This window comes from Mesorhizobium sp. WSM4830, from assembly GCF_055811495.1.
The window spans coordinates 1-15,754 of sequence record NZ_JBVVQI010000005.1; the positions used below are offsets into that span (position 1 = coordinate 1).

Consider the following 15,754-nt stretch of genomic DNA (forward strand, 5'->3'; position numbering starts at 1 on the left):
CTCGTATGCCGGATACGACCCTGTTTTCCTGTCCATCGCCCGCTCGGTGATCGGCGGCCTGTGTGTTTTCGGCTGGTGCCGCTGGCGCGGCATTGCGCTGTTCACGCCCGACAAGACCCTCGTCGCCGGCATTGTGGCGGGCGCGCTTTTCGGTCTCGAGTTCCTGTTTCTCTATGTCGGGCTCGAGCACACCACAGTCGTGCGCAACACCTTGCTGGTCAACACCATGCCGTTCTGGATGCTGGTCGGCGGCCATTTCCTGCTTAGCGAAAGCATCACGGCACGCAAGCTTATTGGCCTGCTGCTCGCTTTCGCCGGACTGGTCGCGGTGTTTTCCGACAAACTGAGCGCCAATGGCGGCGCAACATTGAGCGGCGATTTGCTCAGTCTCGGCGCCGGCATTCTGTGGGCCGTGACCAATATCGTCATCAAGCGGTCGAAGCTGATGGAGGCCAGCGCCGAAAAGCTGCTGCTCTATCAGCTGGCCGGGGCCGCTGTCGTCGGCATTTTGGTGATGCCTTTTGCCGGGCCGCCGGTCCGCAGCTTTACCGTTCTGCCGACCTTGGCGCTGCTATTCCAGGCCGTCTACGTTGTCGCCTTCACCTATGTGCTGTGGTTCTGGCTGCTGCGGCGCTACCCTGCATCTGGACTGTCGAGCTTCACCTTCCTGTCGCCGGTGTTTGGTGTGCTGTGCGGCGCCGTGTTCTTGAACGAGCCGCTGACCGTTCGTATCTTCCTGGCACTCGCCCTGATCGCCGCCGGACTCATCATCGTCAACCGGCCGGCCCGAAAACAAAGCCCCGGATGAGCATGCGCGATATATTGAACGACCTCGAAGCTGGAAAGCAGCTCTCTGATCCGGATCCGGTGCGTCGCGCCCAGATCCAGATGAAGACGCCGCTGCCGAAGCGTTTCTACAAGACCGTCGCGGTAGCACAGGTCGAGGACGGTTTTGCCGTCCGTCTCGATGGCAAGCCCGTCCGCACGCCGGCCAAGGCGCTGCTGGCGCTGCCGACCGAAAAAGCGGCTGCTCTCGTCGCCGAGGAATTCGCCGCACAGCAGGAGACCATCGACCCGGTGACGATGCCGGTGATGCGTCTGGTCAATACGGCAATCGATGGCGTCGCCAGTGATCCCCAGGCGGTGCTGGAGGACATCCTGCGCTTCGCCTCATCCGATCTGCTCTGCTACCGCGCCGATGCGCCCCAAGGGCTAGTCGACCGGCAGAACGAGCATTGGGATCCGGTCATCGACTGGGCGCGCAGCGCGCTCGGCGCCCGGTTCCATCTCGCCGAAGGCGTGATCCATGTCGAACAGCCGCGCGAGAGTATCGCGCTGCTTGGCCAGCATCTTGCCCAACGTGCCGATCCGCTGCGTCTTGCCGCCATCCACGTCATGACGTCGCTGACCGGATCGGCGCTGCTGGCGCTGGCCGTCGACTTCGGCGAGCTCGACGGCGAGGCGGCCTGGGCTGCCGGTCACGTCGACGAGGACTGGCAGGCCGAGCAATGGGGCCATGATGCCGAGGCCGTCGCGCGCCGGGCGGCCCGCAAGCGCGACATGATGGCGGCGGTCAAGCTGCTCGAAGCTCTCAAAGGCTGACCGCACCGTCGTTTCCATTTCGCACTGCACATTAGACCAAAGTCATAATCCCAAAGACGGTCTGCCTCTGGACGGCGCTTTCTGTCATTTTTTGCACCGGTGGCTGCACCGAGTCTGCGTTGCGAGGAAACGCGGACGATGACGCGCAGCATCGAGGGCTGACGGAATCACACGGGAGGATACGCTCATGGCAATGGCATCGACCGCCGGCAAAACAAGCCGCGGCATGACGCGCGAGGAGAAGAAGGTCATCTTCGCTTCCTCGCTCGGCACCGTTTTCGAATGGTACGATTTTTATCTCTACGGCTCGCTGGCGGTGTTCATTGGTTCGACTTTTTTCAGTCCAACCATTCCGGAAGCCACGCGCAATATCTTCGCGCTGCTGGCGTTTGCCGCTGGCTTCCTCGTGCGCCCGTTCGGCGCATTGCTGTTCGGCCGCATCGGCGACCTTGTCGGCCGTAAATACACCTTCCTTGTCACCATGACGATCATGGGCCTGTCGACCTTCCTGGTCGGCTTGCTGCCTGGCTATGCGACTTTGGGCATCGCCGCTCCGGTGATCCTGATCATCTTGCGCATGTTGCAGGGTCTGGCGCTCGGCGGCGAGTATGGCGGTGCCGCGACCTATGTCGCCGAGCACGCACCCGACGATCGCCGAGGCTACTACACGTCGTGGATACAGACGACGGCAACGCTCGGCCTGTTCCTGTCGCTGATCGTCATCCTGATCGTCCAGGGGTCGATGACCAAGGAAACCTACGCCGCCTGGGGCTGGCGCATTCCGTTCATCGTTTCCTTCCTGCTCCTGGGCATTTCGATCTGGATCCGCCTGTCGCTTTCTGAATCGCCGACCTTCCAGCGCATGAAGGACGAAGGCAAAGGCTCCAAGGCGCCGCTGTCGGAAGCCTTCGGCCAGTGGAAGAACGCAAAGATCGCGCTGCTGGCACTGCTCGGCCTCACAGCCGGCCAGGCCGTAGTTTGGTACAATGGCCAGTTCTACGCGCTGTTCTTCTTGCAGAATGTGCTCAAGGTCGATCCGCAGTCGGTCAACATCATGATCGCGATTGCTCTGGCTGTTGGCTCTATCTTCTTCGTCGTGTTCGGCTGGCTCTCCGACAAGATCGGTCGCAAGCCGATTATCATGGCCGGCCTTGCACTGGCGATCGTCTGCACCTTCCCGTTGTTCAAGGCGCTGACCTGGGCAGCCAACCCGGCGCTCGCCACCGCGCAGCAGAACACGCGTGCGACGGTGACCGCAGCACCGGGAGACTGTAAGTTCCAGTTCAACCCGGTGGGGACGGCGAAGTTCACCACGTCCTGCGATATTGCCACCTCCTTTTTGACCAAGAACTCGGTGCCTTATGACATCGTGTCGACGGCGGCGCCCGGCACTGCTGCGTCGGTCAAAATCGGCAACGAGACGGTCGAGTCGTATGATGCGACTGCAGCCGGCGATCAAGCCAAGGCCAAGGACGCCGTTTTCGTCAAGGCAGTGAACATGGCGCTTCGGGACGGGGGCTATCCGCTAAAGCGGGGAGCGGCCAAGGTGCCGGATCAGAAGCTCGAGGCGTTCATTGCGGCCAATCCCGAGCTGAAGCTCGATGCAACGGCCATTCGCGCCGGCGAGAAGGCGACGGTTCCGACCGAGCAGGCGATCAAGGACAAGCTGCTGAATGCCGATGAGGCAGCGGGAGCTCCCGAAGTCACCGTCTACACCATACCGGGCGGCGGGCCTTTCGCCATGTTTGCCGACCCGGCGGCGGTCAACTGGCCGATGACGATTGCCATCCTGTTCATCCTCGTCGTCTTCGTGACGATGGTCTACGGGCCGATTGCCGCGATCCTGGTCGAGATGTTCCCGACCCGCATCCGCTACACCGGCATGTCGCTGCCCTATCACATCGGCAATGGCTGGTTCGGCGGGCTGCTGCCGGCGACGGTGTTCGCGCTCAGCGCCTACAAGGGCGATATCTACTACGGCCTCTGGTATCCGGTGGTGATCGCGGCGATGTCGCTAATCATCGGCATGATCTTTGTCAGGGATACGCTCGGAACGGACCTGCACACCAAGCAGTAGCCGGCCTGTCCCGGTTCAAAGCAAAGCCCGGCGCGAGTGATCGCGCCGGGCTTTTTCAATTTATCGAGTGCAGGGAGGGGAAGGCTTAGCTCTTCCTATCCTGGTTCGCTTCCTCGATCGCTGCTTCATGATACCAGGCACTTCCGAAATCCGTGCGGTTGCGCAACGAAGCAAGTTCTGCCGCGAACTTAGCCTTTCCGCTTAAATTTGAGGCAGACGCGCGCGCTGCCACCGGGAACATCAGGATTTTGGCCGACTGACGAGTGGAAGTGATTTCCATTGTCGGTTTCCTTTCTTCGACAGAACCTTGCCGATTCAACCTTTCCCCAACATAGGTTCAGCAACCGAATTAGGCAACATGATTACGAAAAGATCAGTACTTGCACATTATTTGTGCAAAATTTGCTTGTGGATGATCCGAGCGCAGCATGACTCCGGACCAGCGATTTTGGGCGGATACAACTTCACTTTTGCCGCACCGTTCGCCAGCCAGAATGGCACACGAATTGCATTTTATTAATTCGGCAGGTCGGCTGCTGGATAGGCCGGCTCGCCCCGGCGCCATCCAGGGTTCGGTGATCAAGCAACGAGAGGCTAGAATGACGAAATACAAGCTCGAGTACATTTGGCTCGATGGATACACCCCGGTTCCCAACCTTCGCGGAAAGACGCAGGTCAAAGACTATGCCGAGTTTCCGACGCTCGACCAGCTTCCGCTGTGGGGCTTCGACGGTTCTTCAACCATGCAGGCCGAGGGCCACAGCTCCGACTGCGTTTTGAAGCCGGTCGCCGTCTATCCGGATCCCGCCCGCACCAATGGCGCGCTCGTCATGTGCGAGGTCATGATGCCGGACGGCGTGACGCCGCATGCGTCCAACAAGCGCGCCACCATTCTCGACGACGAGGGCGCCTGGTTCGGCTTCGAGCAGGAATATTTCTTCTACAAGGACGGCCGTCCGCTCGGCTTTCCCGAGAGTGGCTATCCGGCGCCGCAAGGCCCGTACTACACCGGCGTCGGCTACAGCAATGTCGGCTCCGTCGCCAGACAGATCGTCGAGGAGCATCTCGACCTTTGCCTTGCCGCCGGCATCAATCATGAAGGCATCAACGCTGAGGTGGCCAAAGGCCAGTGGGAATTCCAGATCTTCGGCAAGGGCTCCAAGAAAGCCGCCGACCAGATGTGGATGGCGCGCTATTTGTTGCAGCGCCTGACCGAGAAGTACGGCATCGACATCGAATACCACTGCAAGCCGCTCGGTGACACCGATTGGAACGGCTCCGGCATGCATGCCAACTTCTCGACCGCCTATATGCGCGAAGTCGGCGGCAAGGGCTATTTCGAGGCGCTGATGGCAGCCTTCGACAAAAACCTGATGGATCACATCGCCGTCTATGGGCCGGACAACGACAAGCGTTTGACCGGCAAGCACGAGACCGCACCCTGGAACAGGTTCAGCTACGGCATCGCCGACCGCGGCGCTTCGATCCGCGTGCCGCATTCCTTTATCAACAACGGCTACAAGGGCTATCTCGAGGATCGCCGCCCGAACTCGCAGGGTGACCCCTACCAGATCGCTTCGCAGATATTGAAGACGATCGCCTCCGTCCCGACCAGCGCCGAGGTTTCGGCCGCGGCTTGAGAATGCGTTCACGGCGTGGACCTCGGGTGTCTGCGCCGTGACTTTCTCTCCGATCGCATCGCAATAAAAAACCCCGGCGTCTCTGCCGGGGTTTTTTTCTATGTGACTACGAGGTTCCGGATCACACCGAGTAATACATGTCGTATTCGACCGGATGCGGCGTCATTTCGAAGCGCATCACTTCGGCCATCTTGAGCTCGATGTAGCTGTCGATCTGGTCGTCGTCGAAGACGCCGCCGGCCTTCAGGAAGCCGCGGTCCTTGTCGAGGCTCTGCAGGGCCTCGCGCAGCGAGCCGCAGACGGTCGGGATCTTCTTCAATTCCTTCGGCGGCAGGTCGTAGAGATCCTTGTCCATCGGCTGTCCCGGGTGGATCTTGTTTTTGATGCCGTCGAGGCCGGCCATCAGCATAGCGGCGAAGGCAAGATAGGGGTTCGCGCCCGGATCGGGGAAGCGGACCTCAACGCGCTTGGATTTCGGCGACGAGCCGAACGGAATGCGGCACGAGGCCGAGCGGTTGCGTGCCGAATAGGCGAGCAGCACCGGCGCTTCATAGCCCGGCACCAGGCGCTTGTAGGAATTGGTCAGCGGGTTGGTGAAGGCGTTGATCGCCTTGGCATGCTTGATGATGCCGCCGATGTAGAACAGGCAGCTCTCGGACAGGCCGGCATATTCGTTGCCGGCGAAGGTCGGCTTGCCTTCCTTCCAGATCGACTGGTGGACATGCATGCCCGAGCCGTTGTCGCCGAACACCGGCTTCGGCATGAAAGTGGCCGTCTTGCCATAGGCATTGGCGACCTGGTGCACGACATATTTGTAGATCAGCATCTTGTCGGCGTTGCGGACCAGCGTGTCGAACTTGATTCCGAGCTCGTGCTGGGCGGCGGCCACTTCGTGATGGTGCTTTTCAACGCGCACGCCCATTTCGGCGAGCACGGTGAGCATTTCCGAGCGCATGTCCTGTGCCGAATCGATCGGCGGCACCGGGAAATAGCCGCCCTTGATGCGCGGCCGGTGACCGAGATTGCCGGTCTCGTAATCGGTGTCGTCATTGGACGGCAATTCGGTGGAATCCAGCCTGAAGCCGGTGTTGTAGGGATCGGCCTTGTACTTGACGTCGTCGAACACGAAGAACTCGGCTTCAGGACCGACGAAGATCTGGTCGCCGATGCCTTCGGCCTTCATGTAGGCCTCGGCCTTCTTGGCGGTGCCGCGCGGGTCGCGGTTGTAGGATTCTCCCGAGATCGGATCGAGAATGTCGCACAGGATGACCATGGTCGACTGGGCGAAGAACGGGTCCATATGCACCGTATCCGCGTCGGGCATCAGCACCATGTCGGATTCGTTGATTGCCTTCCAGCCGGCGATCGAGGAACCGTCGAACATGACGCCATCGGCAAACATGTCTTCCTCGACCTCGACGACATCCATCGTAACGTGCTGCAGTTTGCCCTTCGGATCGGTGAAGCGCAGATCAACGAACTTCACGTCGTTGTCCTTGATCTGCTTCATGATGTCTTTGGCTGTCGTCATGTCCCTGCTTCCCTATGTGATGACGTTTGAACGTGGCCTTTTAACGGGAAAACTCAGACGGCGTCCATGCCGGTTTCGCCGGTGCGGATGCGCACCACTTCCTCGATGTTCGAGACGAAGATCTTGCCGTCGCCGATACGGCCGGTCTGGGCCGCCTTGCGGATGGCTTCGATCGCGGCTTCGACCGCATCGTCGCCGAGCACGACTTCGATTTTCACCTTCGGCAGGAAGTCGACGACATATTCGGCGCCGCGATAAAGCTCGGTATGGCCCTTCTGGCGGCCAAACCCTTTGGCCTCGGTAACGGTGATACCTTGCAGGCCGGCCTCCTGAAGCGCTTCCTTCACTTCGTCTAGCTTGAACGGCTTGATGATCGCTTCGATCTTTTTCATGTAAAAAGTGGCCTCCACTGCCAAAAAAGACGGGTTGTGAGCCCCGCTTGCGCCTCAATCAAGCACGAACTGTGCCAGTTGATGGGGTGCCGGGTGGGCTCACATGATTTGGATACCATGCTACGCGGGAATGTACATTCGCGTCATTCCCTGCGTCGGATGCGCCATGAACGCCGCGAGCCTACACACCGCCGGTCCCGTCGTCCGCACAAAAAATAGGCAGATCGGATATTTCATGGGCAGCCGTGGACCTGCGACTCGTCGCTCCGGGCATACCGGTGTGTTTCACAACCTTCGTAGTTTGCGTCGGACCAAAAACTGGACAATGCTTCGGCAGATGATCGCCCGCATGAGCCACGAACTTCTTTCTCCGTCCGAAATGGCCGAGGCCGACCGGCTGGCGATTGCCGCTGGTCCATTCGACGGCATCGGCCTGATGCGCAATGCCGGCGCTGCGGTTGCTGCCGTGGTACTCAGGCGCTACCCGAACGCAACGCGCGTCCACGTGCTTTGCGGCCCCGGCAATAATGGCGGCGACGGCTATGTCGTGGCCCGCATCCTTCAGGACAGCGCCGTCGACGTCTCGGTATGGACATCCGGATTGCCTAAAGGCGGCAGCGATGCAGCACTCGCCGCCTCGGACTGCAAGGTTAAGCCTCGGCCGCTGTCGGCTTTCGTTGCCGAGACGGGCTCGATCGTGGTCGACGCGCTTTACGGGGCAGGGCTATGCAAGCCGCTGTCCGGCGACGCCGCCAAGGCGATCGAGATTGCGGCGGAACTGAATTTGCCAGTTGTCGCGGTCGATCTGCCGTCGGGCGTCTCCGGTGAGAGCGGCAATGTCCTCGGCCAGGCCTTCCGCGCCCGAACCACGGTGACTTTTGCACGAAAAAAGCCAGGCCATCTTCTTTTACCGGGGCGCGAGCTGTGCGGCAAAATCGTGCTCGCTGATATCGGCATAAGCGACAGTGTTGTTGCGCAGCTTGAACCACGAACGTTCGAGAACATTCCGGCGCTCTGGCTTGGCCGCTTTCCGGTTCCGGCCGTCGACGCCCATAAGTATAGACGCGGCCATGTCGGCGTCTTTTCCGGCGGGCCGTCGGCGACGGGTGCTGCGCGGCTGTCGGCGCTTGCCGCGGCCAGGAGCGGGGCAGGGGCCGTCACCTTGCTGTCACCGGCGAACGCCATGCAGGTGAACGCGGCGCATCTGACCTCGATCATGCTGCGCAGGCTGGACACTGTCGCCGATGTGGACGAATTCGTTGATAGCCGCCGCCCATCCGCCTTCGTGCTCGGCCCCGGATTTGGCATTGGTGAGAAGACGTGCGACTTCGTCATGGCCGTGCTTGGCTGCGACAATGGGAAGGGCGGCAAAATCGAGGGACTGGTGCTCGATGCCGACGGCATCACCTCGTTTCGCGAAGAGCCTGAAATACTGTTTGAGGCCGCGCGCAGCCCCGCCGCGCCAGCGCTGGTGATGACGCCGCATGAGGGCGAATTCGCCAGGCTCTTTCCCGACATCGCCGGGGACAAGAACCTGTCCAAACTCGCCAAGGCACGCGCCGCAGCCGAACGGGCCAACGCCACTCTCGTCTACAAAGGCGCCGACACGGTGATTGCAGCACCAAATGGCCGGGCAGCGATCAACGGCAATGGCGCGCCTTGGCTGGCCACCGCTGGTTCGGGCGACGTGCTGTCGGGCATCATTGCCGCGTTGCTAGCACAAGCGATGCCGGCTTTCGAAGCTGCCTGCGCGGCGGTCTGGATCCACGCCGAGGCCGGCAGCCGTTTCGGGCCGGGGCTGATCGCCGAGGACCTGCCGCTGGCGCTGGTGCCGGTCCTGCGCGAGCTTGTTGAAAGTCACGGGATGGCTGCCGTATGAGCCGCCTGTTCGCGCTGTTCGTTGCGATCGTCAGTGCCGTATTCATGGCGCAGGCTGCGAACGCCGAAACCCCGCTGACGATTGTCGACGACCCGGCCGTTCTAGCCGCCCTCGACAGCAATGGTTACGGGTTCGCCGGCATTTTCGGCGTCGATGGCAAGGGCGATTTGAAGACGCTTTATGAGAAGGCTCCGGCCTACCACGCGATTGTCGAAACGGTTGCAAGCGACGTCGCGGCATTGCGGGCCGAGATGAAGGCCGGCGGCCGGCCGCTTTACGAGGTGACCGACGGCAATGTCGGCCGCGTCATGGACATGCGCTGGCTGAGGACCGAGGCCGCACGCTTCCGCCTCGTCGGCGTGGTCAACCGGCTCGACCGGCGCGACTTCGCCGCCCTAAAAAGCGACGGGAGTTGCGGCGAAGTGCGCTTCATCTATCGCCTCGCCTACAGCTTCAAGAAGAACGGCAAGGTTTTGGCCTCGCGCCTGCCGTTCAATTTCAGTGCCGTCTACAATGCCGCGCCGGATGCCGATGGCGGTTGTGTCGGCGTCGCCGGGCGCTGGGCACCACAACTCGACGAGAATGTCGATGCCGGCTGGCTGATCGGTGGGCCGCTGGAAAGGACGGCGCTCACCTTCAAGCAGCTCGAGCTCAATGCGCAAGTGGTGCGCTTCCCCTCCGGCCAGGAGACCGAATTCGGCGGGCAGGCTGCCTATCTCATGCGAATTTTCGGCATCGACGGAGCGGCCGTCAGCGAAAAGCCGCTGGAAAACACGCCCGACACAGCACGTCTCACCGAAGACGCTGCGCTGAAAGCAAGACTTGCCGACTATGTCCGTACCAATGTCGCGGCGGTCGATCTCGGCGTCTACCAGATCCCCGACGAATTCCTGGCAAGGAAGGCCATCTCTTGGTCGACCTTCGGCAGTGCAAGGCAGGCCAACCACCCGTTCACGCCGCTGTTCCAGTCCGCGGATTTCGCAGGTGTCGATTTCGCTGCCCTGAAGTTGGTGCGCACGCCGGAGGCGCTGGTCGAGCGACTGGACAATGGCGCCTGCCAGGGTTGCCATCAGGCGGGCTCGACCGCCGGCTTCCATTTCATCGGCCTCGACGACAAGACCACCTCGCCACTCAACCACATAGAGGTCGGTATCTCACCGCATCTTCACGCCGACATCCCGCGCCGCGTCGCCTGGCTGCGCGCGACTGCCGAGGGCAAGGAACCGAACCGTTTCCGCCCGCTGTCCTTCGCGCCACCAGCGACATGGAACGATGCCGACGAAATTGCCTATTCGCCGGCCGAAATGGCGATGCCGTGTCTGATGCCACAGGATGCGGCTCGCTTCGGCGCGACGTGGCAATGCGGCGCCGGCACCGTCTGCACGCCGCTGGCAACCGCGTCCGGCGTGCGCACCAAGCTGGCGCAATGCCTGTTGCCCAAGGACAGCGAAAGCATGTTCTCCGGCCATCCGTGCCTGACCGGCTCGATCGCCAGCAACCCGGCGCAGCCTTTCAATGACCGGTATACGATCACCGGCCAGTTCGCGGCGTTTGCGCCGGGCATTTCGCGCGCCGCCTACACCTGCCGACCGCCGAAGATCGGTGTGCCGGCGGGTATCGCCTATCGCGGCTGCGACGACCGGGATCGCAGCTTTGCGGCCTTCAAGGCGGGCAAGCCGATGCCCAACGAGATTTGCGGGCTGGTCGGCGGCAAGAAATTCGACACCTGCGTGGCGACCAATAATTTCGACCAGTGCCTGGGCGGCGCCGTCAACCGCGGCAATCGTCCTGCCTGCTCGGCCGACCATTTCTGCCGCGAGGATTACATGTGCCAGTCGCTGCCGCCCGATACACCCGGTATCGGCAAGGTGAAGGGCATCGGCTTCTGCTCGCCGACTTATTTTATCTTCCAGATGCGCATCGACAATCACGCCACGCCATGGTCGGGCGCTGTCCGCGCAACGAGTGGGGCCGGCTTCGGCGCGGCGGAAGCGGAATAGCTTGCGCCGACTGGGCATTAGCCGCTGTAGTTCCAGGTGGATAGCTATCGATCGAGATAGTCGGCGATCTTCGATGTCCATTCGCCGTCGAAATGGCGGACATGTTCGGCGACGACCTCATCGCTCAGCAGGCTCGACAAGGCAGAAACCAGAACTGGTTCTATCTCTGGAGCCGAGCTAAATCCAAGAGCAGTCAAACGTTCGGACCAGGGCGGATGATCCGCGCTTTCGTTATCTGGCGCGTTCCAGGCCTTTTGCGCATATTCTTGCAGGATGGGAAGCCTCGACAGGTGACTGGCGGCCGCCAGAACTCTTTCGAGTGGTGGACGAGGCGGTACCATAGTGCCAAGCAGTTCACGTTTAAGCGGAATATACACTTGGTCATCGAAGAATACACTGGCAGCGCCAATCAGAAGCAGCGCGCGGGCCGCTTCATGTGCGTCGCCGGACATCGCTGCATGGCGATCTGCGTCAATTTCCGCCCGTCGCGACAACCGTATTTCTTCGCGCTCCAGCGTGCGCGACAGCGGACCAAGCATCCAGTAGAACAGGCTGCCTGAAACGCTTTTCCCCGGTGGGGCGAAGTCGAAGATTAGATCGAAGCTCTTTTCGAGTTCGGCCAGGTTGAGCCCGCCATTTGTATCTCTATTTTTCAGATGGGCGTCCTCATGGGCCAAGATCGCTGCAAACCCCTTTTGGTCGGTCGCTGCGAGCAGCGGCAGGCCCACGGTGAGAATTGCCTTGCGACCAAGCAGGCCCAGAAACGGCCGCTCTTCACCGACGCTGGCGTTGAGATCGTCGCTCAGCACGATCGTCGTCCGGCAGGCGCGGTGTTTGCCGGCAATACTCTCCCAGACAGCCCACAATTTCGGGGCTGATTCCCGAGTAAGCCCGTCCACCTTGCTGGGTCGAAAACCGGCGAACAATGTCCCGATCAACAGAACGATGGCCAGCATCGCGGCCGGGATTGCAACAACGCCAGCTGCGATCATGGCGAGCGGGTGCCGGTCGAGGAACCGGAACCATAGGACTATTGGGCAGAACAGCGGCAGAGCAAAGAGCAGGATGGCAAATCTGCCGAAACGCGCTCCCACATAGAGGACCAGGCGCGACATCAACCCCTCACAGCGGAATATTATCGTGCTTCTTCCACGGGTTTTGCATATCCTTGTTGCGCAGCATCCTGAGCGCGCGGGCGATACGGCGGCGGGTCGAATGCGGCATGATCACCTCGTCGACATAGCCGCGCTCGGCAGCAACGAAGGGTGACAGGAAGCGATCCTCATAAGCTTTTGTGTGCGCTGCAATTTTCTCCGCGTCGCCGATATCCTTGCGATAGATGATCTCGACAGCGCCCCTGGCGCCCATCACCGCAATCTGCGCCGTCGGCCAGGCATAGTTCATGTCGCCTCGCAGATGCTTTGACGCCATAACGTCATAGGCGCCGCCATAGGCCTTTCTGGTGATGACGGTGATCTTTGGCACGGTAGCTTCGGCATAGGCGAACAGAAGTTTGGCGCCGTGTTTGATCAACCCGCCATATTCCTGCGCGGTGCCTGGCAGGAAGCCCGGCACGTCGACGAAGGTGACGATCGGGATCGAGAAGCAGTCGCAGAAGCGCACGAAACGCGCCGCCTTGCGGCTGGCATCCGAATCGAGCACGCCGGCCAGCACCATCGGCTGGTTGGCGACGAAGCCGACGGTGCGGCCCTCGACACGGCCGAAGCCGGTGACGATGTTTTTCGCAAAATTCTGCTGGATTTCGAAGAAGTCACCCTCGTCGGCAACTTTAAGGATCAACTCTTTGATGTCGTAGGGTTTGTTGGCATTGTCGGGGATCAGCCTGTCGAGCGACAGATCGTGATCGGTGACGGACTGGTAGCATTCGATCTCGGGAATTTCCGCCGTGTTGGAGGCGGGCAGCAGATCGACCAGCCGACGCATCTGCAGCAGCGCCTCGACGTCATTGTGGTAGGCTCCGTCGGCGATCGAGGACTTCGTCGTGTGAACGAAAGCGCCGCCGAGGCTTTCGGCGGTGACCGTCTCGTTGGTGACGGTCTTCACCACATCCGGCCCGGTAACGAACATGTAGGAGGTGTCGCGAACCATGAAGATGAAGTCGGTCATCGCCGGCGAGTAGACGTCGCCGCCGGCACAAGGACCCATGATCAGTGAAATCTGCGGGATGACCCCCGAGGCCAGAACATTGCGCTGGAAGATCTCGGCATAGCCGCCCAGCGCCGCCACGCCTTCCTGGATGCGGGCGCCGCCGGCGTCGTAAAGGCCGATGATCGGCGCGCGGTTGCGCAGTGCCATCTTCTGCACCTTGACCACCTTTTCGGCATGGGCCTCGGACAGCGAGCCGCCGAACACGGTAAAGTCCTTTGCAAAGAGGTACACTGGCCGGCCATTGACGGTGCCCCAGCCGGTTACGACGCCATCGCCGGCGATCTTGGTCTTCTCCATGCCGAAGTCGGTCGAGCGGTGCTCGACAAACATATCGAACTCCTCGAACGAGCCCTCGTCGAGAAAAACGTCTATGCGTTCGCGGGCAGTCAGCTTGCCCTTCTTGTGCTGCGCGTCGATGCGGGCCTGGCCGCCGCCCATGCGGGCGATCTCGCGGCGGCGCTCGAGTTCCTTCAGCACGTCCTTCATGACCGGTCCCCGAAACGGAAAGCTTGATTGTGGTAATCATGCCTGGGGGAGAGCGCAAGCGGCGCTTCCTCATGGCTTTTGCTGCGCTGCAGCATAGGGCCCTTGCATTTCGATGCGAACTGGGCCATATGCGGCGGCATAGGCGCTTGGGCCGGGATAATCTGGCCTTCTCGACGAATGAGACTGGTTGCGTCTGTTTTCCCTCTTCCCGACATATCGGCAAGGTGGCGAAAAAGCCCCGTGGCATGATGCCTGCGGGCACGACAGCGCAGCCGTGTGGACGATAACGTCCGCCCGCCTTGTCGTTTCATGACAATTTTCGACGGCAGGTTGCGCCCTGCCGCCATTGATGTTTGCGGCCAGAAGCCGCATGAAAGAAGAATATTTTGACCAATGAAAACACTTTGACCGGTAAGGACACTGGGGAACTGAACGGTTTCGCCGCACTTGGAATTACCGGCGCACTGCTCAAGGCCACCAATGCCGCTGGCTTTACCGATCCGAAGCCGATCCAGGCCCAGGCGATCCCGCCGCAGCTCGAAGGCCGCGACATTTTCGGCATCGCGCAGACCGGCTCAGGCAAGACCGCGGCGTTCGCGCTGCCGATCCTGTCGAAGATCATCGCACTTGGCACCAAGCGCCGGCCGAAGACAGCCCGCGCACTGATCCTGGCGCCGACTCGCGAACTCGCCGTGCAGATCGAGGAGATGATCAAGCTGCTTGCCAAGGGCGCGCATGTCTCGACCGCGCTCGTACTTGGCGGCGTCTCGCGCTTCAGCCAGGTGAAGAAGGTTGCGCCCGGCGTCGACATCCTGATCGCAACCCCCGGCCGGTTGACCGACCTGGTGCGTGAAGGCGACCTCGTGCTTGCCGACACCAAATGGCTGGTGCTGGATGAAGGCGACCGCATGCTCGACATGGGCTTCATCAACGACGTCAAGCGCATAGCCAGGGCGACAGCGCCGGACCGTCAGACGGTGCTGTTCTCGGCAACCATGCCGACCGAAATCGCCGAACTGGCGAAAGGCCTGCTGAAGAACCCGATTCGCGTCGAAGTCGCTCCTCACAGCACCGCGGCCGCCGAGATCGTGCAGGGCGTCGTCTTTGCCCGCACCAAGCAGAAGCGCCAGGTGCTGGCCAACATGCTTGCCGACGAGGCGATGAAGTCCGTCATCATCTTTTCGCGCACCAAGCATGGCGCCGACAGGGTAACAAAGGATCTCGAGCGCGACGGCTTCAAGGCCGCCGTCATCCACGGCAACAAATCGCAGAACGCCCGCCAGAAGGCGCTCAACGATTTCCGCGAAGGTTCGGTGCGCATTCTCGTGGCGACCGACATTGCGGCGCGCGGCATCGACGTGCCCGGCATCAGCCATGTGGTGAATTTCGACCTGCCGGACGAGGCGGAGAGCTATGTCCACCGCATCGGCCGCACCGGCCGCAACGGCATGGACGGCATCGCCGTCACACTCTGCGACCCGTCTGAAAACAGCAAGCTGCGTCAGGTCGAGCGCATCATCCGCACCAAGCTGCCGATCGTTGCCGACCATCTCGGCAGCCCCGATCCGCAGCGCAATCCCGCCGAGAAGAACGAGCGCAGCTTCGAACCGGCCAATGATCGCAACGACCACAATGGCCGCCGCGACGGCAGGCGGCCCGGCGGCGCAAACAACGGCTTCGGCAAGAAGCGGTTCGGCGACAAGCCGGCCTTTGCGGGCGAGCGCAAGCCGGAAGGCGCCAAGCCCTTCAAGGGCAATAACAAGCGCCGCTTCGGCGGCAAGCGGCCGGCAGCGCGGGCCGCATAATTTGACCGCGTTGCAGTCGGCCAAGCCTGGCTTGGTCATTCACGATTGATGAGGGCGCCCCAAACGAAACATAGGTAGCCCGTTTTGTTTTTGGGCGTTTGTTAAAATAACCACCCCCACGGAAACAAATAAAAAAACCCGCCCCAGGAAAACCGAGGTAGATTGCGAAACCG

Annotated in this window: 12 protein-coding genes; 7 read left to right on the forward strand and 5 right to left on the reverse strand. The window is 61.4% G+C overall.

All coding sequences use genetic code 11. The annotated features are described in order from the left end of the window. From AC0L2Y_RS08610 to AC0L2Y_RS08620, 3 genes are all read left to right on the forward strand, one after another. A partial coding sequence (locus AC0L2Y_RS08610; protein ID WP_473555360.1) for a DMT family transporter occupies positions 1 to 808 on the forward strand: 808 nt, incomplete at its 5' end. A gap of 2 nt (positions 809 to 810) precedes the next feature. Further along, positions 811 to 1,602, forward strand: coding sequence for an ATP12 family chaperone protein (locus AC0L2Y_RS08615; protein WP_473555362.1), 792 nt, complete (start codon positions 811 to 813; stop codon positions 1,600 to 1,602). A 187-nt stretch (positions 1,603 to 1,789) separates the two neighbouring features. Then, the gene (locus AC0L2Y_RS08620) at positions 1,790 to 3,679 is read left to right on the forward strand and encodes an MFS transporter (RefSeq protein ID WP_473555365.1); all 1,890 of its coding nucleotides are present in this window, start codon (positions 1,790 to 1,792) and stop codon (positions 3,677 to 3,679) included. An 85-nt stretch (positions 3,680 to 3,764) separates the two neighbouring features. Here the strand turns inward: AC0L2Y_RS08620 and AC0L2Y_RS08625 are convergent, their stop codons facing one another. Then, positions 3,765 to 3,959, reverse strand: a complete 195-nt coding sequence (locus AC0L2Y_RS08625; protein WP_352451032.1) for a DUF2735 domain-containing protein — start codon at positions 3,957 to 3,959, stop codon at positions 3,765 to 3,767. Between the two features lie 319 nt (positions 3,960 to 4,278). On the opposite strand from AC0L2Y_RS08625, the gene AC0L2Y_RS08630 reads away from it, so the two are divergent. After that, entirely contained in the window at positions 4,279 to 5,319 is a 1,041-nt protein-coding gene (locus AC0L2Y_RS08630) for a glutamine synthetase beta-grasp domain-containing protein (RefSeq protein WP_254817165.1), read from the forward strand. Positions 5,320 to 5,440: 121 nt separating this feature from the next. Here the strand turns inward: AC0L2Y_RS08630 and glnA are convergent, their stop codons facing one another. Both glnA and AC0L2Y_RS08640 read right to left on the reverse strand, forming a co-directional pair. Continuing rightward, on the reverse strand, positions 5,441 to 6,850 hold the full coding sequence (gene glnA, locus AC0L2Y_RS08635) for a type I glutamate--ammonia ligase (RefSeq protein WP_254817166.1): 1,410 nt from the start codon (positions 6,848 to 6,850) through the stop codon (positions 5,441 to 5,443). Positions 6,851 to 6,903: 53 nt separating this feature from the next. Further along, positions 6,904 to 7,242, reverse strand: coding sequence for a P-II family nitrogen regulator (locus AC0L2Y_RS08640; RefSeq protein ID WP_019857988.1), 339 nt, complete (start codon positions 7,240 to 7,242; stop codon positions 6,904 to 6,906). A 349-nt stretch (positions 7,243 to 7,591) separates the two neighbouring features. Between AC0L2Y_RS08640 and AC0L2Y_RS08645 the strand changes: the two genes are divergently transcribed. Together AC0L2Y_RS08645 and AC0L2Y_RS08650 are read left to right on the forward strand one after the other, a co-directional pair. Beyond that, positions 7,592 to 9,121 (forward strand): NAD(P)H-hydrate dehydratase, encoded by a 1,530-nt coding sequence (locus AC0L2Y_RS08645; protein ID WP_473555368.1) that lies wholly within the window; start codon positions 7,592 to 7,594, stop codon positions 9,119 to 9,121. After that, complete coding sequence (locus AC0L2Y_RS08650) at positions 9,118 to 11,121, forward strand: hypothetical protein (RefSeq protein ID WP_473555371.1); 2,004 nt, start codon at positions 9,118 to 9,120, stop codon at positions 11,119 to 11,121. The genes AC0L2Y_RS08645 and AC0L2Y_RS08650 overlap by 4 nt, the downstream gene beginning before the upstream one ends. Positions 11,122 to 11,165: 44 nt before the next feature. On the opposite strand, the gene AC0L2Y_RS08655 is transcribed toward AC0L2Y_RS08650, so the two are convergent. Then, positions 11,166 to 12,236 (reverse strand): M48 family metallopeptidase, encoded by a 1,071-nt coding sequence (locus AC0L2Y_RS08655; RefSeq protein WP_473555373.1) that lies wholly within the window; start codon positions 12,234 to 12,236, stop codon positions 11,166 to 11,168. Positions 12,237 to 12,243: 7 nt separating this feature from the next. Beyond that, positions 12,244 to 13,776, reverse strand: a complete 1,533-nt coding sequence (locus AC0L2Y_RS08660) for an acyl-CoA carboxylase subunit beta (protein WP_473555374.1) — start codon at positions 13,774 to 13,776, stop codon at positions 12,244 to 12,246. Between the two features lie 386 nt (positions 13,777 to 14,162). Here AC0L2Y_RS08660 and AC0L2Y_RS08665 point away from each other — a divergent pair, with 386 nt between their 5' ends. Beyond that, positions 14,163 to 15,581 (forward strand): DEAD/DEAH box helicase, encoded by a 1,419-nt coding sequence (locus AC0L2Y_RS08665; protein WP_473555376.1) that lies wholly within the window; start codon positions 14,163 to 14,165, stop codon positions 15,579 to 15,581. The last annotated feature ends 173 nt before the right edge of the window (positions 15,582 to 15,754 follow it).